Below are 19585 nucleotides of genomic sequence, written 5' to 3'. Positions count from 1 at the left end.
GACCGGCTCCCCGACGAGCGCACCCGAGGCCGCGCGGGCCGCCCCGGACCGGCGCAGGTCCGGGCCGAGCTCCACCTCGAAGCGGTCGCCCATATCGTCGGACCCCAGACAGCGCACGCGTTCGTCGGCGGGCACGCCGGCCGCCCGGACCGCGTCGACGAACTCGTACAGCTCACCGTAGGTGACGCCGTCGAGGGTGAGGGTGAGGTTCATCTTCACAGCCATGACCCCAGGGTATCGGCGCGCGGCCCCGGAGCGCATCGGTGACAACCCTGGTCCGACCCCGGAACACGCCTCAGATCTCACCCCAGAAGACGTGGTCGACGGCCTTGCGGCCGAGGCGGGTGACCCGGAGGTACTGGTTGAGGAACTCCGCGCCGTCGGAGGACCCTGCGCAGATGCTGGCCACGGCCGCCAGGATCTTGCCCTGACCGGGGAGTTGGTCGACCGCCTTGCCGCGGGCCAGGACCAGGGCGTTGCGGGCGCGGGCGGCCATGAGCCACGACTGCACCAGCGCCTCACGCTCGCCCTCCGAGAGCAACTCCGCGGCGGCCGCGGCCTCGAGCGCCTCCAGGGTGGAGGTGGTGTGCAGGCCCGGCACCCGCGCCGCGTGCTGCATCGTGAGCAACTGCGCGCACCACTCGACGTCCGCCAGGCCACCGCGCCCGAGCTTGGTGTGCGTGGCCGGGTCGGCCCCTCTGGGCAGACGCTCGGTGTCGATCCGCGCCTTCATCCGCCGGATCTCCTGCACCACCTTGGGCGGCACCCCGTCCGCCGGGTAACGGAACTCGTCGATCATGTGCAGGAAGTCCAGGCCCAGGTCGCGATCCCCCGCCGCGAACGCGGCCCGGAGCAGGGCCTGCAGCTCCCACGTCTCGGCCCACTTGGAGTAGTAGGCGCGGTAGGACGCGAGCGTCCGTACCAGTGGTCCGTTGCGGCCCTCCGGTCGAAGGTCGGCGTCGAGGTCGAGCGGGGGGTCCGACGACGGCGAGGAGAGCAGCCTGCCCACCCGTTCGGCCACCTGGACGGCCCACCTGACGGCGACGTCCTCGGCGACGCCCTCCACCGGATCGCACACGATCATCACGTCCGCATCGGATCCGTACGACAACTCGTCCCCGCCGAGCCGCCCCATCCCGATGTACGCGAGTCGGGCCGGCGGCGCCTGGCCCTCGGGAGCCATGTCCCTCATCACGGCCGCGAGGGACGCCTCGAGCACCGCCCGCCACACGGCGGACAGGCGCTTGCCGACCTCCGGCACGGAGACCAACCCCAGGACGTCCGCGGCGCCGATCCGGGCCAGCTCGGCCCGGCGTAGCGACCTCGCCGCGGCGATGACCTTCTCGGGGGTGCGGTGACGGGACGCCGAGGCGGACAGCGCGGAGGCGATGTCGGAGACCTTGGAGGCCACGAGCACGGGCCCCTCGGCGCCGTCGGTCAGCTCCGGGATCACCTCGGGGTTGCGGAGCAGGAGTTCGGAGACGAACGCGGAGGTGCCCAGCACCGTCACCAGGCGGCGCGCCACGATGCTGTCGTCCCGCAGGATGCGCAGGAACCAGGTGACGTCCTGGTGCTCCTCACACAGCTTGCGGTAGGCCAGCAGCCCGGCGTCCGGGTCCGGGGTGTCGGCGAGCCATTCCATGAAGGCGGGCAGGAGCAGCGCCTGGATCCGGCCGCGGCGGTTGTTCTGCCCGGCCAGGGCCCGGAGGTGCCCGAGTGCGTGGCGCGGTGCGCCGAACCCCAGTGCCGCCAGCTGCCGCTCCATCGCCTCGGAGCTCAGGGACAGGGCCTCCGCGTCGTAGGCGGCGATCGAGTCCAGCAGCGGGCGGTAGAACAGCTTGGAATGGAGCCTGCGCACCCGGCTGCGGACCTGACGGAGCTGCTCGAGCAGGACCTCCGCGGCGTCGTGCCGACTGCTGGGCCGGATGTGGGCGGCGCGGGCGAGCCAGCGGTACGCCTCCCGGTCGCCGTCCTCCGGGAGCAGATGGGTGCGCTTGTAGCGCTGGAGCTGGAGACGGTGCTCGAGAAGTCGCAGGAACTCGTAGGCGGCCACCAGGTTGGCGCCGTCCTCCCGCGCGATGTATCCCCCCGCCCGGAGCGCCCCGAGCGCGTCCACCGTGCTGGCGACACGCAGCTCCTCGTCCGTGCGACCGTGCACCAGTTGCAGGAGCTGGACCGCGAACTCCACGTCGCGCAGGCCCCCACGCCCGAGCTTGAGCTCGCGCTCCCGGAGCGGCTCGGGGACGTTCTCCTCCACCCGCCGGCGCATGGCCTGGACGTCGTGCACGAAGTCGTCCCGCTCGGAGGCCGTCCACACCAGCGGGTGCACGGTGTCGTAGTACTCGGTGGCCAGGGCCAGGTCGCCGGTCATCGGCCGGGCCTTGAGCTGCGCCTGGAACTCCCACGTCTTGGCCCACCGCCTGTAATAGGCCTCGTGCGACTCCAGCGTCCGCACCAGCTCTCCGGACTTGCCCTCGGGTCGCAGGGCGGCGTCCACCTCGAAGAAGGCCATCGAGCCGATGCGCATCATCTCCCCGGCCACCCGACCGGTCTTGGCGTCCGCGGGTTCGGAGACGAAGATGATGTCCACGTCGGAGATGTAGTTGAGTTCGCGGGCCCCGCCCTTGCCCATGGCCACCACGCCGAGGCGACAGGGCATGGGCGAATCCGGGTACACCGTGGAGACCGCCACCGCGAGCGCGGCGGTCAGCGCGGCGTCCGCGAGATCGGCGAGGCGACGACCCACCTCGGCGAACCGCAGCACCGGCTCGTCCTCGACCGTGGACGCCACGTCGTGGGCGGCCAGGAGCGCCACGTGGTCGCGGTAGGCCGACCGGAGCACGTTGACCGCGGCGCCGCCGATGACCGCGGCGCGATAGGTTCCCACGCTGCGCAGGTCGGCGGACTGGGACGGTGCGGGCGCGCCCTCGACGGGCTCCTCGGGCACGGCGTCGACCACCCCCAGCATGTCCGCCAGGACGTCCTCACGGGAGGGCAGCGGCGACCGGAGCAGCGCCCAGCGGGTGGGCTGCGCGACCAGATGGTCCCCGAGCGCGCTGGACGAGCCGAGCAGTCCCAGTAGGCGTCCGCGCAACCGGAGATCCGATCGGAGCGCCGAGTCCAGTGCGGCCACACCGCTGTCCCCGCCGGCGTCCGCGGTCGCACCACCCGTGGTCGGTCCGCCGTCCTGCGCCTCGGCGGCCAGCGCCTCCCTGAGCCGGACCAGCGCCCCCAGGGCGAGGTCCGGGTCGGGCGAGCGCGAGAGCGCCCACAGCATCGGGACCGCGTCCTCGTCGGTCCACCCCAGGTAGTCCAACCAGTCCCCGGCGCGCTGGTCGAGCAGTCCGAGCCTGCCCGGGCTGGGCACCCTGGACCGCGACGAATCCATGCTCACCTCGACCGTCCGGTCACAACGCGAGGTAGTTGCGGAGCTCGTACGGGGTCACCTCGTTGCGGTACTCCCGCCATTCACGCCGCTTGTTGCGCAGGAAGAACTCGAACACGTGCTCGCCGAGCGCCTCGGCGACGAGCTCCGACTCCTCCATGGCGTCGAGGGCCTGCTCCAGGCTCCCCGGTAGGTCCGTGTAGCCCATCGCACGTCGCTCGCGCCGGCTCATGGTCCACACGTCGTCCTCGGACTCCGGCGGCAGCTCGTAGCCCTCCTGGACGCCCTTGATCCCGGCGGCGATCATCACCGCGTACGCGAGGTACGGGTTGCACGCCGAGTCCGGGCTCCGCACCTCGATGCGCCGCGAGGAGGCCTTGTTGGGCGTGTACATGGGGACCCGCACCAGCGCCGAGCGGTTGGCGCGGCCCCAGGTGGCGGCGGTGGGGGCCTCGCCGCCGCCGATGAGCCGCTTGTAGGAGTTGACCCACTGGTTGGTGACGGCCGAGAACTCCGGCGCGTGACGCAGGATGCCCGCCACGAACGACTTCGCCGTGGTGGACATCTGGTACTCGTCGTCCGCGTCGTGGAACGCGTTGGTGTCGCCCTCGAACAGGCTCATGTGCGTGTGCATGGCCGAACCCGGGTGGTCCCGGAGGGGCTTGGGCATGAACGACGCCCACACCCCGTTGTTCATGGCCACCTCCTTGACGATGTAGCGGAAGGTCATGATGTTGTCCGCCATGCTCAGTGCGTCGGCGTAGCGCAGGTCGATCTCCTGCTGCCCCGGTGCCCCCTCGTGGTGGGAGAACTCCACCGAGATGCCCATCGCCTCCAGCGCCTCGATCGCGTGACGCCGGAAGTGCGGGGCGGAGTCGTGCACGGCCTGGTCGAAGTACCCGCCGTTGTCCGTCGGAACCGGCTCGGCACCGTTGGTGTCGAGGTCTTTGAAGAGGAAGAACTCGATCTCCGGGTGCACGTAGCAGGAGAAGCCGAGGTCGGCGGCCTTGTTGAGCTGGCGGCGCAGCACGTGGCGCGGATCGGCCCAGCTCGGGCTGCCGTCGGGGTTGAAGACGTCGCAGAAGATGCGCGCCGAGTGCTGGCCACCGTCGGCGTGTGCCCACGGCAGGACCTGGAACGTCGAGGGGTCGGGCTTGGCGACCGTGTCCGCCTCCGACACCCGCGAGAACCCCTCGATGGCGGAGCCGTCGAAGCCGATCCCCTCCCCGAACGCCCCCTCGAGCTCTGCCGGGGCGACGGCCACTGACTTCAAGGTCCCGAGAACGTCGGTGAACCAGAGCCGGACGAACCGGATGTCGCGCTCTTCCAAGGTCCTCAGAACGTACTCCTGCTGGCGGTTCATGCCGTCCAACCTAGTGCCTGTCGTGTTACGAGCGTGTGACATCGGGTCCCCGACACGCCCACCTGGGCCCCCGCCCGTGGGCCTCCCGCCCCATGGCCTGCCGAGCCACGCCGCCCGGCTCGTGGCACACTCGTCGGCGACGGCCGCGTCCGTCACCGCCCCCTGTCCACCCGGGGACCGGCCATCCCGCCGGCCTCGAGGTCACCGAAGGAAGGCCACACCGTTATGAGCGACAACCCCGACACCCCGGTCTACGGTTCCGGTGGCACCCCGGACGCCGGACCCCGGGGCCTGACGCGGGTGACCCGGATCCACCACCTGGCCGAACTCAAGGCCGCGGGGGAACCCTGGCCGATGCTCACCGCCTACGACTTCGTCTCCGCGCGCGTGTTCCAGGAGGCCGGGATCCCGGTCCTCCTGGTCGGGGACTCGGCGGCCAACGTGGTCTACGGGTACGACACCACGGTCCCCGTCACCGAGGACGAGATGATCCCGCTGGTGCGGGCCGTGACCCGGGGGGCGCCGAAGGCACTGGTCGTGGCCGATCTGGTGTTCGGTAGTTACGAGGCCTCCCCGGTGCAGGCCGTGGCCGCCGCCACGCGGATGATGAAGGAGGGCGGCGCCCAGGCCGTCAAGCTCGAGGGCGGCGTGCGGATGGCCCCACAGATCCGGGCGATCGTGGACGCCGGGATCCCCGTGATGGCCCACATCGGCTTCACCCCCCAGTCGGTCAACGGCCTGGGGGGCTTCCGCGTCCAGGGGCGGGGGGACGCCGCCGACGAGCTGCGGGCCGACGCCCGCGCCGTGCAGGAGGCCGGGGCCTTCTCCGTCGTCATGGAGATGGTCCCCGCCGACCTCGCCCGCGAGGTCACCGCGGAGCTGGACATCGCCACGGTCGGCATCGGCGCCGGGAACGGGTGCGACGCGCAGGTGTTGGTGTGGCAGGACATGGCGGGCCACGGCACCGGACGGACGGCCAAGTTCGTCAAGCGCTACGCCCGGCTCGCCGAGACGCTGCGCGACGCCGCCCGGGAGTACGGCGACGAGGTCCGTTCGCGCGAGTTCCCCGGCCCGGACCACTCCTTCTGACGGCGCCGTCAGCCTCGATGAGCCAGCAGACCACGCTCCGCACCCCGTACCCGCGGATCGAGCCGTACGAGACCGGCACGCTCGACGTGGGCGACGGTCAGCACCTCTACTGGGAGTGCTCGGGAGACCCGGACGGTTCCCCCGTGCTGTTCGTCCACGGCGGTCCCGGCGGCGGGACCACCCCGGAGCACCGCCGGATGTTCGACCCCGCGTCCTACCGCATCATCCTGGTGGATCAGCGCGGCTGCGGCCGGAGTGCGCCGCACGTCGCCGACGGCGCGGACCTCGCCGTCAACACCACGTGGCATCTCACCGCCGACCTCGAGCGTCTGCGCGAGGCCCTGGGGATCGAGCGCTGGCTCGTGTTCGGCGGCTCGTGGGGGACGACGCTCGCGCTGGCCTACGCGCAGGAGCACCCGGATCGCGTCCGCGGCCTGGTCCTGCGAGGGATCTTCCTCTGCCGGCCGTCGGAGATCGACTGGTTCTACCGGGGCGGCGCCGCCCACCTCTTCCCCGACGCGTGGGAGGGCTACCTCGCGCCGCTCGTGGCCGCCGAGGGAGCCGACGCGGTCCACCGGGCGGGCTTCGACCACGTGGCCGCCTACCACCGCCTCCTGCACTGCGGTGATCCGGCGATCGAGATCGGGGCAGCGCGAGCGTGGACGAGGTGGGAGACCACGACGTCCACGCTGCTCCCCCGTCCCGGGACCGGGGACGACGACGAGGCCGACAGGTTCGCCCTGGCCTTCGCCCGCATCGAGAACCACTACTTCGTCAACGACGCGTTCCTCGACGGCCGCGCCATCCTGGACCGCATGGACAGGATCTCTCACCTGCCCGCGGTGATCGTCCACGGGCGTTACGACGTGGTCTGCCCGGTCACGAGCGCGTGGGAACTGCACGCGGCCTGGCCGGGCTCCGAGCTGCACATCGTCCCCGACGCCGGGCACGCGATGGCCGAACCGGGCACCACACATCACCTGCTCGAGGCCACCGACCACTTCCGACCCTGAACCCGCCTCCCACCCCGGCGAGGATGGTCGGGTCAGATCACCCCGAAGTGGCGGGAGACGGCCACCGTGCCCTTCTGGTAGCCGGACGGGAACAACCGGACGAGCGCGTCGATCACGTACGCGTCCGGGCCCACCAGCACCCTCGCTCGGCGCCGTTCGACGCCGTCGAGGATCACACGCGCGGCCGTCGACGCCTCCGTGCGCGCGAACTTGGCGTCGAAGATCGTGGCGAAGGTCGCGCTGTCCAGGCCCTCGGCCGCGCCGGCGCTCCTGGCGACCGCGGTCCTGATGCCCCCGGGGTGGACGCAGGTGACGTCCACCGGGTGGCCGGCGGCGAGCATCTCCATCCGCAGGGACTCGGTGAACTGTTGCACCGCGGCCTTGGCCGCGTTGTAGGCGTTCTGGGTGGGCACCGAGAGGATCGCGAAGATGCTGGAGATGTTGACGATGTGCCCGTCCCCGGAGGCGATGAGGTGCGGCAGGAACTCCTTCGTGCCGTGGACGACCCCCCAGTAGTCCACGTCCATCACCCGGGCGATGTCCTTGTACCCGGATTGTTCGACCGACCCGGTGAACGCGATGCCGGCGTTGTTGACGACGAGGTTGACCACGCCGAACTGGTCGACCACCCGGCCCGCGTACTCCGCGAGGGCGGCCTGCTCCGTGACGTCGAGCCGGTCGGAGTGCACCTCCACCGAGGACTCCGCCTCCACCAGCCCCACCGTCTCGGCCAGTCCGTCGACGTCGACGTCGCTCAGCGCCAACCGGGCTCCCCGGCGCGCCGCCTCACGTGCGAGTTCGCGACCGATGCCGGAACCGGCACCGGTGATGACGACGACCTTGCCGTCCATCCGCCAGCGGGGACGGCGGGCGGTCAGCCCACCCAGCGCCGCCATCGCCTTTCCGATCGGGGCGCTCACCGGAGTGCCCCCTGCCCGGTCGGCACCGCGGCGGGTTCGTCGATCGCGGTCCGGCGGTAGGCGCTCAGGTCGAACTCCCTCGTCTGGTTGCGGTAGGAGAAGGTGAAATCGGGCCACACGGCCGGGGCGTTGCCCTTGGCGTCCAGGTACCAGCTCTTGCAGCCGGTCACCCAGACGGTCTCCCCGGTGTTCTCGCGGAGTTCGCGGTTGTAGGCGTTCTGGACCGCCTCGCGGACCTCCACCGTCTGCAGACCGCGGTCGCGCATGCTGCGGATCGCGTCCACCAGGTAGTTCAGCTGGGACTCGATCATGTAGATCATCGACGAGTGACCGAGACCCGTCGCGGGACCCATCAGGACGAAGAGGTTGGGGTACCCCGCGACCGTGGTGCCCTTGTACGCCTCCATCCCCTCGCTCGCCCACTTGTCCGCGAGGGTCCGGCCTGCCGCGTCCCGGACGCGCTCGAAGAACGGGGAGTCCGTGACGTGGAACCCGGTGGCCACCACCAGCACGTCCGCCGGGTGCTCGGCGCCGTCCGAGGTGACGATCCCGCCCTCGGTCACCCGGCTGATGGGAGTGGTCACCACGTCGACGTTCCGCCGGGTCAACGCGCGGTACCAGGTGTTGGACAGCAGGATGCGCTTGCACCCGATCTCGAAGTTCGGGGTCAGCTTGCGCCGGAGACCCGGGTCGCGCACCGACAGGGCCAGGTGCGCGCGCCCGATCGCCTTGATCGGGGCGAGGGCCGCACGGGTCCGGGTCAGTCCCACCACCTGGAACTCGCGGCTGGTGTACTGGAGCGCCCGGACGGCGCGCTGGAGACCGGGGACCCTGCGGTAGAGGGCCCTCTCGAACCCCGGGTACTCCCGGTCGATCCGGGGCAGAACCCAGGGAGCGGTGCGCTGATAGACGTCCAGATGCTCCACGGTCGGGGCTATGGACGGCACCACCTGGACGGCGGAGGCGCCGGTACCGATCACCGCGACGCGTCGACCGGCCAGGGGCACCGAATGGTCCCAGCGGGCCGTGTGGAAGACGGGGCCGGCGAAGTCGTCGATCCCGTCGATCTCCGGGAGCCGGGGTTCGCACAGCGCGCCGACCCCCAGGACCAGGACCCTCGCGTCGTACTCCCCTGCCGTCGTGCTCACCGCCCACCGACCGCGGGTCTCGTCGAAGCGCGCGGCGGTGACCTCCACGCCGAACCTGATCTTCTCCCGTACGCCGGTGTCGTGGGTGACGCGGCGGATGTAGTCGTAGATCTCGCCCTGCGGGGAGAACGCTCGCGACCACCCCGGGTTGAGGGCGAAAGAGTAGGAGTACAGGTGGGAGGGCACATCGCACGCCGCCCCCGGGTAGGAGTTGTCCCGCCACGTGCCGCCCACGTCGGAACCCCGCTCGACCACGATCACGTCGTCGACTCCGTCCTCGGCGAGTCTGATGGCCGCCCCGAGACCGGAGAAACCGGCCCCCACGACGAGGACGTCGACGGTTGTCGGCTGATCCACTTCTTCTCCCAACGACGAGCATGTGATCGGAACCACTGGGATCTTACCCGCAAGTAAGTCCGAGGAGTGGCGGGCCGGTCGGGACGAGGGGGACGCCGTGTTCACCCGGGCCTGATACAACCAGTCCATGACGATCAGCGAGACGGTGGAGATCGAGAGCAAGTTCGAGGTCGGGCCCGACACCCCGGTCCCCGCCGCGAGCGCATTCGCCCCGCTGGTGGCGGACGACCCGGTGGTGCACGAGCTCTCCGCCACGTACTACGACACCGCCGACCTCTCCCTCACCCGCCACAAGGTCACGCTCAGACGCCGCACCGGCGGTGACGACGCGGGGTGGCACCTCAAACTCCCGTCCGAGGCGGGACGGGTGGAGCTGCGGCTCCCGCTGGATCACGGAGACGACGTCCCCGACGAGTTCGTCGCCGCGGTGGCGGGACTGGTCCGCCGCAGACCTCTCGCGCCCGTGGCCCGCGTGGACAACCGGAGGCACGTCGTGCTCCTGCGCGACGGCGAGGGGACCGCCGTCGTGGAGTTCTGTGACGACCACGTCACGACGGATTCCCTCGTCGCCGAGGGCGCAACCGCAGGCGCCGCCGGGGACTGGCGGGAGTGGGAGGTCGAACTGGTCGATCCGTCGCAGCCCCGGGCTCGGGACCATCTCGCCGCCGTCGCCACCGCGTGCACCTCGGCGGGGGCCACGACCTCGTCGTCGTCGTCCAAACTCGCCCGCGCCATCGGCCCCCTCCCCGACCCTCCGGACAGGGGCGTCTCCGCCGTGAGGGACGCCCTGCGCGAGGACCTCCACCGGGTACTCGACCACGACCCGGCCGCCCGACGCGTGACGATGGTGGGGGTCCATCAGATGCGGGTGGCGGTCCGCGGTCTCCGCAGCACGATCAGCTCGTTCGCCGAGGAGCTCGAGGCGGAGACCGGACACACGGACGTCGACCTGGCCGCGGTGCTCGAGGAGCTCAAGGTGCTCGCCGCGGTCCTGGGCAAGGTGCGCGACATCCAGGTGGTCGACCACCGGCTCGGGGAGCTGGCGGCCGGGTACCCGGAGGACGTGGTGAGCACGCTGACCAGGCAGCGGCTCCGCGTCGAGCTCGGGGCGGAGGAGCGGCGGGCCGGCGCGCGGGTGACGGCCGCACTGGGTTCCGAGCGGTACCTCGACCTGCTCGACCGGCTCCACCTGCTCGTCGAGCTCGCCGGCACCGGGCCCGAGGTCGCCGGGTCGTCTGACGGGTCCGTGCCGGGACCGACCTCGAAGAAGCGCAGGCGCGAGGCCGAGGACATGATCCTGCGTGGGGTGGACCGGCAGTTCGCCAAGTTCACCAAGGCCCGCACCCGCACCGAACGCGACCTCGAGTCGCTCGAGTTGACCCTGGCCCAGCGGGAGGAGCTGACCCACGTCGTCCGCAAGCGCGCCAAGGCCCTGCGGCGCAACGTCGGCGCCCTACGGGAGTCGGACGGGCTGACCGTCGCCCCGCTACGCACCGCCTGCCAGCGACTGCACACGGTGCTCGGAGACGTCCAGGACAGCGTGACCGCCCGGAGGTGGATCCGGCGGATCGCGAGGCGGGCGGAGTCCGCGGGCGAGTCGACGTTCGGATTCGGGGTGCTCTATGAGCACGAACGCGGATTCTCCGAGCGCGCGCTCGACGGGTTCGAGAACGACGCGGCCACCGTCACCGCGGCCTACCGCGAACTGTCGGAGTCCCGGCGCGCGGCGCGACGGCGGAAGAAGAAGAGCACCAAGAAATAGGGCGGCGGCGAGCAGTGCCGCCCGGCCCCGACGGGCGCCCCACGGGGTTCCCGGTGGGGCGCCCGGGGCTGAGTCCGGCCGGTCTCAGCGCTCCCGGTCTCAGTCCTTCTCGTCCTCGGCGTCCCACGCCTCGTTGCGGGACTTCGCCTTGGCCAGCGCCGCCTCCGCCTCACCGCGGGTGGCGTAGGGACCCATGCGGTTGTCCCAGTTGGTCACCTTCCCCTGGACCGCCTTGCCCAGGGCGATGTCGTAATACCACTGCTCTTCCGTCACGACGGACCTCCCGGGTTCGCTCGGCGTTCCTGTGTCCCGAGCCTACTCGCGGCGGGGTCCGGGATTCCCCGGTTACGGGCGTGTCGTCGCCGAGTCCCCGGGCCCGGCATGGGGCTTGGCGTCACCGAACGGCTCGTCTCGCCGCCGGACCGCCTCCCGGAAGCCGTCGGCCGCAGCCCTCGCCTGGAAGGCGTATCCCTCCGGGGTGTGGCGGGCGATCCCGTCGAAGACGGTGCTGATCATGCCTGAATTGGCCACCCCCTGGGCCAGCAGGGCGCTGTTCAACGCCAGCTTGGCCATCACGAGCTGGTTGACCGGCATCCGCGCGATCCGCCCGACGAGGTCCTCGGTGCGGTCGTCCAGTTCCTCCGGCGGAGGTGCGTCGATCGCGAGCCCCCACTCGTGTGCCTGCCGCCCCGTGATGAGGTCGCCTGTGAACAGCAGGCGCTTGGCGCGTTGGTCGCCGAGCCGGTGCGCCCACATCCCGGACGCCGGGATTCCCCAGACCCGGGCGGGCGGGTACCCGATCCGGGTGTCGTCGGCGCAGACGATCAGGTCGGCGAACAGCGCGATGTCGGTGCCGCCCGCCACCGCGAATCCGTGCAACTTGGCCACGGTCGGTTTGTTCGCGTGCAGGAGGCTGGAGAATCCGCGGTTGAACCGGCTCATCATCGCGTAGTCGACCATCGGGTCCCACGTGACGCGCGGGTCGTGGTTGCGGGCCTGGACGCCCGGATCGAGCACGGATCCGCCGGCCTCGCCGGAGGCGTCGGATGGGTCGGATTGGTCGGATGGGTCGCCTGCGTCGCGGGCCATCCCCTCGGCGAAGATCGACAGGTCGTAGCCGCCACAGAACCCCTTCCCTCGCCCGGACAGGAGGATCACGTGGACCGCCGGGTCGAGGTCGGCGCGCTCGACGGCGGACGCGAGTTCGATCGGGGTGTCGCTCGTGATGGCGTTACCGTGCTCGGGGCGGTCGAAGGTGATCCGGGCGATCGCCCCGGTCACCTCGTAGGTCAGGGTGCGGTAATCGGTGTTCATCTGCCCGTCTCCTCTGTGGCCTGTGCCGGTCCGAAGGAGCCGTGACGCCCGGCTCCGTCGGCGAACCGCGCCGCGCCCGCGACCGCCCCGGCCTGCAGCGAGATCAGGCCGTGGTCATACTCGTTCCTGATCGCCGCCTCCTCGTCGAGGCCCTCCTGTTCCAGCAGCGACAGCCGGTCCCGTCGCATGCACTCCTGGGGGAACCGCGAGATCTCGGTGGCCAGGTCGATGGCTGCCGTCAACGCCGTGCCGTCGGCCACCACCCGGTTCACCAGGCCGATGTCCAAGGCCTCTGAAGCACTCACCGGGCGGCCGGTGAGCACGAGGTCCATCGCGCGGCTCGTCCCGATCAGTCGCGGCAGGCGGACGGTCCCGCCGTCGATGAGCGGCACTCCCCAGCGGCGGCAGAAGACGCCCAGCACCGCGCTCTCCTCCGCGACCCGCAGATCGGCCCACAGGGCGAGTTCGAGGCCGCCGGCCACCGCGTGGCCCGACAGGGCAGCGATGACCGGTTTGCCCAGTCGGAGCCTCGTCGGCCCCATGGGACCGTCCCCGTCCGCGGCGACCCGGTTCCCCGCGTCGCCCGCGATCGCCTTGAGGTCGGCACCTGCGCAGAAGGTCCCGTTCTCGCCGTGCAGCACGGCCACGGAGGAGCCGGGGTCCGCGTCGAAGGCCCGGAACGCGTCGGCGAGCGCCTGCGCGGTGGGCCTGTCGACGGCGTTGCGGACGTCCGGTCGGTCGATGCCGATCACGGTCACCGGACCCTGAATCGAGACCGTCACGCCCGGGACGTTCTCCACGGCCCTCACCCGACCTTCGGGGTGACGCGGTCGAGAATCGCGGAGGTGTCCACGCCGGTCGGCAGCGTGCCGAGGACATCCCCGCGATCGGCCCCCAGCCTGCTGACGAGGAAGGCGTCTGCGACCGCCGGGTGGCCGTGGCGGAGCAGCAGGTAGCCCTGCAGGATCATCGCCATGTCCCCGACCACCCGGCGCGCGACGTACTGCGCCTCCTCGGGCCGCCCGGCGGCGACGGCGGTCAACGTCCCGCCCAGGCGATCGACGGCGCCGTCCAGTCGGGAGTCCGCCCCGCGGGCGGAGGAGACGGCCCCGAGGAACGCCTCGACCGTCTCCGGCTGCTTCGCCATGGCCCGCAGCACGTCCAGAGCCGCGACGTTGCCCGAGCCCTCCCAGACCGACAGCAGTGGAGCCTCCCGGTAGAGCCTCGGCATCCGGGAGTCCTCCACGTACCCGTTGCCGCCCAGACACTCCAGGGCCTCCGCCGCGTGGATCGGTCCGCGCTTGCACACGTGGTACTTGCTGACGGCGAGGCCGATCCGTCGGAGGGCGTCGGCCTCCCGGTCTCCCGCGTCGGCCAGGTCGGTGAGTTCGGCGAGCCAGAGCGCGACCGTCGTCGACGCCTCGGCCTCCACCGCGAGGTCGGCCAGCACGTTGCGCATCAGCGGCTGGTCGACGAGGGCCGCCCCGAAGGCCCGGCGATGCATCGCGTGGTGGACGGCGTTCGCGACCCCGACCCGCATGCCCGTGGCGGTACCGAGTGTGCAGTCGAGTCGGGTCATGTTGACCATCTCGATGATCGTCGCGACGCCCCGGCCCTCGTCCCCGACCATCCAGCCGGTCGTCTGGTCGTACTCGACCTCGCTGCTGGCGTTCGACCGGTTGCCGAGCTTGTCCTTGAGACGCTGCAGCAGGAAGGGGTTGCGCGAGCCGTCGGGCAGGACCCGCGGGACGCAGAAACACGTGAGCCCACCCGGTGCCTGCGCGAGGACCAGGAAGAGATCGGACATCGGTGCGGAGGTGAACCACTTGTGCCCGGTGATCGAGTACGTCCCGTCGGAGTTCCGGGTCGCGTGGGTGGTGTTGGCGCGGACGTCCGACCCGCCCTGCTTCTCGGTCATCGACATCCCGGCCGTCAGACCCGGCTTGGTGGCCGGCGGGGCCAGAACCGGGTCGTAGTGGGCGCTCGTCAGCAGCGGTTCGAACGTCGCGGCGAGGTCGGGAGCGCGGCGTAGGGCCGGCACCACCGCGTAGGTCATCGAGATCGGACACCCGTGACCCGCGTCCGTCTGCCCCCACACACTCGTCTTGGCCGCGCGCACCAGATGGGGGTTGGGCCTGGGGTCCACCCACGGGGCGCCGTGCAGACCGAACCCGACGGCGCGACGCATCAGCTCGTGGTAGGCCGGATCGTAGTCGACCTCGTCGATCCGGTTCCCGTACCGATCGTGCGTCCGGAGGACCGGAGGGTTGGCCTCCGCGCGGTCGCCCCACTCGAGGGCGTCGGCGGACCCGGCGAGTCGTCCGACCTCGTGCAGTTCGTCCACCGCGTGTCCCGCCCCGGCCCGGGAGAGCGCCTCCAGGATCACCGGCTGCTCGGCAGCGTCGTACCCCACCAGGGGCGGGACCTGGTTTGTCACCGTGTGCGTCACCATGGACGGAGTATTACATAACTCCTGCGGTCAGATCTAGAGTGTAATAGTCATCGATCCGCCCGGACCGGACCGCATCCCGCACGGTCAGGTGCCCGCGCCCAGGACGCCGTTCGCGAAGCGGCCGAAATCGGTACGGAATCGCTGATAGGACTCGCGGAGACGCTCACCGGGCCAGTCGGCGGGCAGCAGCTCCGCGGGGAGGAGCGGGTCGTGCAGGATGTGCCTGACCGTCGCGGCCGCCACCTCGAAACGCGTGGACATCTCGTCGGCGCGTTCGGCCGCGGCGAGAAGGGCCGCTCCGTCGCGTGCCCATCCCGCGGGGTCGAACAGGCGTGAGGTCAGGGCGTCGACGTCGCCGGCGGGGACACAGGAGAACTCCTCCGACCTGGCCGTCAATGCATCAGAACGGACGACGTCGAGGTTGGCGGGCCGGAGCCACACCCCCTCGCGCAGCTCCGCGTACCGGAGCCCGGTCAGTTCGGATCGGGTCGCCAGACGTGTCGCCGCGTCGGCCGGAACCGTGACGACCTGCATCGACCACTGACGGTCCCAGGGCTTCAGGGAGGGCGAGATCGCCGCATCCTGCCGCTCCTGCCTCGAGATGAGACGGGGCGAGAGTCGGTACACCCCCCGGTCCCGCTCGAGGTCACCCGAGGCGACCATCCTGGTCAGGGCGACGCGCACGGCCGATTCCTGGAACCCGAGCCGCACGGCCACGTCGACGATGCCCGCCGCCGTCGACTCCGCGGGGTGCGCACCGAGAAGGGCACTGAGCACGGCCGACCGCGCGGGGAGCTTCATCGGGCGTGCGGGCGCGGGCATGGTCGGAATGATATCCGCGCTGGCCTCCACGGCCGCAGGCGATCAGCAGCCCCGAACAGGCGTCACGTGGACGGCCGCGGGGAGGGGCCGGGGCGAACGAGCCGGCCTGTAAGCCGGATCCTGTGCCCTCCGCGTACGGAGGGCGACGACCATCCATCTGGGCACACCGTCACCGGGTACCTCGAGCGGTCCACCCGCGGACTCGGGCGAGCAGCCCTTCCGTGCATCGCTGCACTCCATCCGCGCAGCCGCACCGCGGGCGGTGCGGCCTTCGACCTTGCTCCGGGTGGGGTTTACCTAGCCGCCCCGGTCGCCCGGGGCGCTGGTGCGCTCTTACCGCACCGTTTCACCCTTACCGCGCCCGCAGGCGCGGCGGTCTGTTTTCTGTGGCACTGTCCCGCGGGTCACCCCGGGTTGCCGTTAACAACCACCCTGCTCTGTGGAGTCCGGACTTTCCTCGGACCGGGGCCCTGCCGCCTGATGGCGCCGGTTCCCCCGCCCGCGGCCGTCCGGCCGACTCGTTCGCCCTGGGGAGTCTAGTCCAGGTGCGAGGTGTCGTTCACCAGGTGCACCGACGTCGGCCCGTCCGGGTAGAAGCGCACGTCCGACACCGAGGCCAGATCCAGGTGGAGCCGGAAGAGGAGCTCGTCGCCGGCATCCAGAGCGGCGCGGATCGCCATCTTGATGGGGGTGACGTGGCTGACCACCGCCACCACGCCGCCCGGGCTCTCCTCGACGATCCGGCGCAGGCCCCGTTCGACCCGGGCGCGGACCACGGCGAAGCTCTCGCCCCCGGGTGGAGGCACGGCGGTGTCCGACATCCAGCGTGCGTGCAGTTCGGGGTCCTGCTCGGCGGCCTCGGAGAAGGTCAGGCCCTCCCACTGCCCGAAGTCGGTCTCGATGAGGTCGTCCGCGACCACCAGTGGGACCCCCGCCGCCTCGGCGGCGCGCTTGGCCGTGCCCAGACACCTGCGCAGGGGGGACGAGACCACGGCGGACAGCTCCGGGATTCGCGCCAGGCGGTCGGCGGTCCGTTCGGCCTGCACGACCCCCAGGTCGGTGAGGTCGGGGTCGCCCTGGCCGGAATAGCGACGGTCCACCGAGAGCGGGGTCTGGCCGTGGCGGGCGAGCACGATCCGGGTGGGCCTCCCGGCGGCCCCCGTCCAGCCCGGACCGCCGCTCACGAGTTGTCCGTGCGGACCACGATCACGCCGCACTCCGGGCAGGTCAGGACCTCGTCGGCGGGAGCGGTCCGGAACGCGGACACCGTGGTGCGGTCGAGATCCATCGCGCACGCCGAGCACCGGCCGCCGTTGAGGATCGCCGCGCCCACGCCCGCCTCCGCGGCACTACGGGAATAGAGGTCGAGGAGATCGGGGGGCAGGTCCTCGGCCTGGCGGGCCCGTTCGGCGGTCGTGGCGGTCACGGAGTCCTCGAGTTCGGCGAGGGCGGTGTCGCGGACGGTGGTGGCCATGCCCAGCCGGGCGTCGAGGTCGGTGATGATCGCCCCGGAGTGGCGGACATCGGCGACCACGGCCTCGTGGCGCTCGGTCAGTTCGGAGAGCTCGGCCACGAGATTCTCCTCGCGGCGGTGGAGCGACCCGAGCTCGTACTCGAGCTCGGTGGCCTGCCGGTCGGACAACCCCCCGGCCGCCAGCAGGTCGGCGTCGTTCGCGCGGCGCCTGCGCACGGCGTCGAGATCCGAGCTCAGCTTGGCGATCGCCCGGTCCAGATCCTCCACGTGGATCCGGGCCCGCGCCGCGGACTCCACGGCCGCACGCCGCTCGGCCTCGAGCGTGTCCAGGACACCCTGTTCCGGGAGTGATCTCCGCCGGTGCGCGAGGGAGCCCAGGCGCAGGTCGAGCTCGGCGATGTCGACGAGTCGACGCTGGACGGTGGGATCGGCCTTCATGAGGGCCAAGACTACCGCCCGTCGCCCTCTCCCCCCGACGCCACCGTCCACGGGTCGGTGCGCAGGTCGCACACCGTCGCCGCCACCCCGACCCCCTCCTCCACCAGGGCCGCGGCCTGCGCACACCACGGGAACTCGAGCGCCCAGTGCGCGGCGTCCACCAGGGCCGGTCCGCCCTCCCTGAGGTGTTCGTCGACCACGTGGTGACGCAGGTCTCCGGTGAGGTACACATCCGCCCCCGCGGCCCGTGCCGCACCCAGCAGGGAATCGCCCGAACCCCCGCACAGCGCGACCCTCCTGATCTCCGTGTGCGGGTCACCGGCGGCACGGACCCCCCACCGTGTCCGCGGCAGCCGGGCACTCACGAGAGCGGTGAACTCCGCGAGCGACATCGGCTCCGCCAGGTCGCAGACGCGACCGAGACCGGTGTCCTCGGGGCCCGGGCCGGGCCCCGCGTGGTTGATCAGCACGTCCATGGCGGGAACCTCGTACGGGTGCGCGGCCGTGACCGCCCGGCGGACCTCGGATCTGAGTCCGGGTGGCGCCACGAACTCGACCCGCGTCTCGGAGACCCGCTCCGGCTCGCCGATCACGCCGATCGTCGGGTCCGTACCGTCGCCGGGGCGGAAGCGACCGGTGCCCGGCACGGAGAACGAGCACTCGGTGTACCCGCTCATCCGGCCGGCCCCGGCGGCGAAGACCGCGTGGAGGAGGTCCTCGACGTCGTCGTCGGGAACCGTCACCACCCATCTGTCGACGGTGCCGTCACCGGTCGGGACGAGCGGCCTGCCGGGGCTCAGACCCAGCGTCTCGGCGAGCGCGTCGTTGACGCCGGGCCGCGCGGAGTCGGCGTTGGTGTGGGCGGCGTACAGGGCGCAGCCGCCCAGGACCAGACGGTGCAGCAGGCGGCCCTTGGGGGTGTCGGCGGCGATCGAGTGCACCCCCCGCAGCAGGGGCGGGTGGTGGACCAGGAGCAGATCGGCACCCAGGGCGAGCGCGTGGTCGACCACCGCGTCGGTGGCGTCGACGGCCACCACGACCGTCCCGACCTGTGCGGACGGGTCGCCCGCGACCAGACCGACACGGTCCCAGGACTCGGCCAACCGCGGCGGGTACGCGTGCTCCAGCAGGTCGATCACGTCGGCCAGGGTGGGCCCACCGGTGGTCATCGTCGATCCCCTTCCCGCTCCGCCCGCCACGCGCGGACGAGTCCGTCCACCATCCTGCCGTCGCGCACCGCCAGGCGCAGGTGGGTGGCGTCGAGCCCGGGGAAGGTGTCCCCGCGGCGGGTCGCGATCCCCCGGCGCGCCAGACCCGCACGGAAGGCGACGGGATCCGCCCCGTCCGGGGTACGCACCAGGATGAACGGCGCGTCGGGGGGCACGACGACAGTGATCCCCGCGGCGGAGAGGGAGGCCACCATCGCCCGGCGTTCGGCCACCACCTGCGCACGTGCCGCCGCCAGCTCGCGGTCGGCCACGGAACCCAGGCAGGCCCGGATCGCTTCGAGTTGCAGCGTCCCGAGGGGCCAGTGCGGCCGGGCCGCGGCGAGCTCGGTCAGAACCGACGGATCCCCCACGGCGTAGCCCACCCGCAGTCCCGCGAGCGCCCACGTCTTGGTCAACGATCTCAGCACCACCAGGCCGGGCAACCCGGCGCCGGCCAGGGTGTGCCCGGCCTCGTCGGACACCACATCACAGAACGCCTCGTCCACGACCGTCACACGACCGGGGCGGCACAACGCCGCGACGGTCGCCCTGGGGTGGAGGACCGAGGTGGGGTTGGTGGGATTGCCGACGACGACGAGGTCGGCCTCGTCGGGTACGAGTGCCGGATCGAGACGGTACGGCGGGGGCAGGATCACCCTGTCGACCGCGACACCGGCCCGCCGCAGTTCGACCTCCGGCTCCGTGAACGAGGGGTGCAGCACGGCGGCGCGCAGGCCCCGGCGGGCCGCGTGGTCGGCGAGCAGGTGGAACCCCTCCGAGGCCCCGGCCAGCAACAGCACGCCCTCGGGCCCCACCCCGTGACGGGCGGCGACAGCGGCC

General features: G+C 71.9%; 15 protein-coding genes, 1 other RNA gene and 2 pseudogenes. 3 read left to right on the top strand and 15 right to left on the bottom strand.

The annotated features are described in order from the left end of the window. The 3 genes and pseudogenes from G6031_RS12840 to glnA all read right to left on the bottom strand — a co-directional run. Positions 1-225 (bottom strand): annotated as a pseudogene (locus G6031_RS12840) (hypothetical protein); the annotation flags it as partial. Between the two features lie 70 nt (positions 226-295). After that, entirely contained in the window at positions 296-3388 is a 3093-nt protein-coding gene (locus tag G6031_RS12835; protein WP_182653463.1) for a bifunctional [glutamine synthetase] adenylyltransferase/[glutamine synthetase]-adenylyl-L-tyrosine phosphorylase, read from the bottom strand. Positions 3389-3407: 19 nt separating this feature from the next. Beyond that, complete coding sequence (glnA, locus tag G6031_RS12830; protein ID WP_179525009.1) at positions 3408-4748, bottom strand: type I glutamate--ammonia ligase; 1341 nt, start codon at positions 4746-4748, stop codon at positions 3408-3410. 225 nt (positions 4749-4973) lie between these two features. Between glnA and panB the strand changes: the two genes are divergently transcribed. Then, the gene (gene panB / locus G6031_RS12825) at positions 4974-5837 is read left to right on the top strand and encodes a 3-methyl-2-oxobutanoate hydroxymethyltransferase (RefSeq protein ID WP_182653462.1); all 864 of its coding nucleotides are present in this window, start codon (positions 4974-4976) and stop codon (positions 5835-5837) included. Positions 5838-5854: 17 nt separating this feature from the next. After that, positions 5855-6850: a prolyl aminopeptidase gene (gene pip, locus G6031_RS12820; RefSeq protein WP_179525007.1), complete on the top strand. Its 996-nt coding sequence runs from the start codon at positions 5855-5857 to the stop codon at positions 6848-6850. A 32-nt stretch (positions 6851-6882) separates the two neighbouring features. Here pip and G6031_RS12815 read toward each other — a convergent pair whose 3' ends face one another. Then, on the bottom strand, positions 6883-7701 hold the full coding sequence (locus tag G6031_RS12815) for an SDR family NAD(P)-dependent oxidoreductase (protein ID WP_179526209.1): 819 nt from the start codon (positions 7699-7701) through the stop codon (positions 6883-6885). Positions 7702-7766: 65 nt separating this feature from the next. Beyond that, positions 7767-9275 (bottom strand): FAD-dependent oxidoreductase, encoded by a 1509-nt coding sequence (locus tag G6031_RS12810; protein ID WP_182616380.1) that lies wholly within the window; start codon positions 9273-9275, stop codon positions 7767-7769. A gap of 127 nt (positions 9276-9402) precedes the next feature. Between G6031_RS12810 and G6031_RS12805 the strand changes: the two genes are divergently transcribed. Continuing rightward, positions 9403-11037, top strand: a complete 1635-nt coding sequence (locus G6031_RS12805) for a CYTH and CHAD domain-containing protein (RefSeq protein WP_179525005.1) — start codon at positions 9403-9405, stop codon at positions 11035-11037. 99 nt (positions 11038-11136) lie between these two features. On the opposite strand, the gene G6031_RS12800 is transcribed toward G6031_RS12805, so the two are convergent. The 10 genes and pseudogenes from G6031_RS12800 to cobC form a co-directional block, all read right to left on the bottom strand. Continuing rightward, positions 11137-11310 (bottom strand): SPOR domain-containing protein, encoded by a 174-nt coding sequence (locus G6031_RS12800; RefSeq protein ID WP_182610482.1) that lies wholly within the window; start codon positions 11308-11310, stop codon positions 11137-11139. A gap of 72 nt (positions 11311-11382) precedes the next feature. After that, positions 11383-12351 (bottom strand): crotonase/enoyl-CoA hydratase family protein, encoded by a 969-nt coding sequence (locus G6031_RS12795; RefSeq protein ID WP_182653461.1) that lies wholly within the window; start codon positions 12349-12351, stop codon positions 11383-11385. Continuing rightward, complete coding sequence (locus G6031_RS12790) at positions 12348-13151, bottom strand: crotonase/enoyl-CoA hydratase family protein (RefSeq protein ID WP_347238495.1); 804 nt, start codon at positions 13149-13151, stop codon at positions 12348-12350. Before G6031_RS12790 ends, G6031_RS12795 begins: the two co-directional genes overlap by 4 nt. A gap of 5 nt (positions 13152-13156) precedes the next feature. Further along, positions 13157-14803: an acyl-CoA dehydrogenase family protein gene (locus G6031_RS12785; protein ID WP_182653460.1), complete on the bottom strand. Its 1647-nt coding sequence runs from the start codon at positions 14801-14803 to the stop codon at positions 13157-13159. Between the two features lie 84 nt (positions 14804-14887). Next, on the bottom strand, positions 14888-15625 hold the full coding sequence (locus tag G6031_RS12780; protein WP_179525001.1) for a PaaX family transcriptional regulator C-terminal domain-containing protein: 738 nt from the start codon (positions 15623-15625) through the stop codon (positions 14888-14890). A gap of 93 nt (positions 15626-15718) precedes the next feature. After that, positions 15719-16146, bottom strand: an RNA gene (gene rnpB / locus G6031_RS12775) — RNase P RNA component class A. Positions 16147-16161: 15 nt separating this feature from the next. Next, positions 16162-16797: pseudogene (locus G6031_RS12770) on the bottom strand (histidine phosphatase family protein); the annotation flags it as partial. 8 nt (positions 16798-16805) lie between these two features. Beyond that, positions 16806-17537, bottom strand: coding sequence for a C4-type zinc ribbon domain-containing protein (locus G6031_RS12765; protein ID WP_179524999.1), 732 nt, complete (start codon positions 17535-17537; stop codon positions 16806-16808). A gap of 11 nt (positions 17538-17548) precedes the next feature. Next, the gene (locus G6031_RS12760; RefSeq protein ID WP_179524998.1) at positions 17549-18706 is read right to left on the bottom strand and encodes a Nif3-like dinuclear metal center hexameric protein; all 1158 of its coding nucleotides are present in this window, start codon (positions 18704-18706) and stop codon (positions 17549-17551) included. Further along, the coding region (gene cobC, locus G6031_RS12755; protein ID WP_182653458.1) for an Rv2231c family pyridoxal phosphate-dependent protein CobC at positions 18703-19585 on the bottom strand (883 nt) is incomplete at its 5' end. The genes cobC and G6031_RS12760, both read right to left, overlap by 4 nt.

Source organism: Dietzia sp. CQ4 (assembly GCF_014145125.1).
In the GTDB taxonomy this organism is placed as follows: Bacteria; Actinomycetota; Actinomycetes; order Mycobacteriales; family Mycobacteriaceae; genus Dietzia; species Dietzia natronolimnaea.
This window is presented reverse-complemented; position numbering and strand designations above follow the sequence as displayed.

Bases quoted from the DNA above. Each gene is read 5' to 3' on its own strand.
- G6031_RS12805 (WP_179525005.1), top strand. From the start codon at position 9,403: ATGACGATCAGCGAGACGGTGGAGATCGAGAGCAAGTTCGAGGTCGGG.
- G6031_RS12785 (WP_182653460.1), bottom strand. From the start codon at position 14,803: ATGGTGACGCACACGGTGACAAACCAGGTCCCGCCCCTGGTGGGGTAC.
- panB (WP_182653462.1), top strand. From the start codon at position 4,974: ATGAGCGACAACCCCGACACCCCGGTCTACGGTTCCGGTGGCACCCCG.
- G6031_RS12815 (WP_179526209.1), bottom strand. From the start codon at position 7,701: ATGGACGGCAAGGTCGTCGTCATCACCGGTGCCGGTTCCGGCATCGGT.
- G6031_RS12795 (WP_182653461.1), bottom strand. From the start codon at position 12,351: ATGAACACCGATTACCGCACCCTGACCTACGAGGTGACCGGGGCGATC.
- pip (WP_179525007.1), top strand. From the start codon at position 5,855: ATGAGCCAGCAGACCACGCTCCGCACCCCGTACCCGCGGATCGAGCCG.
- G6031_RS12760 (WP_179524998.1), bottom strand. From the start codon at position 18,706: ATGACCACCGGTGGGCCCACCCTGGCCGACGTGATCGACCTGCTGGAG.
- G6031_RS12780 (WP_179525001.1), bottom strand. From the start codon at position 15,625: ATGCCCGCGCCCGCACGCCCGATGAAGCTCCCCGCGCGGTCGGCCGTG.
- G6031_RS12765 (WP_179524999.1), bottom strand. From the start codon at position 17,537: ATGAAGGCCGATCCCACCGTCCAGCGTCGACTCGTCGACATCGCCGAG.
- glnA (WP_179525009.1), bottom strand. From the start codon at position 4,748: ATGAACCGCCAGCAGGAGTACGTTCTGAGGACCTTGGAAGAGCGCGAC.
- G6031_RS12835 (WP_182653463.1), bottom strand. From the start codon at position 3,388: ATGGATTCGTCGCGGTCCAGGGTGCCCAGCCCGGGCAGGCTCGGACTG.